The sequence below is a fragment of the Aquabacterium sp. A08 genome (assembly GCF_011742065.1).
Map to the genome: position 1 here is coordinate 1 of NZ_JAAQQT010000391.1, position 371 is coordinate 371.

Here is a 371-nt window from a genome sequence, read left to right on the forward strand (position 1 = left end):
TTGGCGGTCTCTGCGTACTCTTCGATCTGGTCGAAGTTCAGGTACTTGTAGATCGACGCGCCGTCCTTGTTCACGATGCCCATGGCCTCGTGGTACTCGGCCACGGTGGGCAGCTTGCCCAGCTTGGACGCGATGGCGGCCAGTTCGGCCGAGCCCAGGAACACGTTGGTGTTCTTGCCCAGACGGTTCGGGAAGTTGCGGGTCGAGGTGGAGATCACCGTCGCGCCTTCGCGCACCTGCGCCTGGTTGCCCATGCACAGCGAGCAGCCCGGCATTTCGGTGCGGGCACCGGCGGTGCCGAACGCGGCGTAGTGGCCTTCCTTGATCAGCTCGCTCTCGTCCATCTTGGTCGGCGGGGCCACCCACATTTT

At 64.2% G+C, this 371-nt stretch carries 1 protein-coding gene; it reads right to left on the reverse strand.

The window, feature by feature from the left end; all coding sequences use genetic code 11:
- Window positions 1-371: aconitase family protein (locus tag HA630_RS27115; RefSeq protein ID WP_243855314.1), on the reverse strand; the 371-nt coding region annotated here is incomplete at both ends.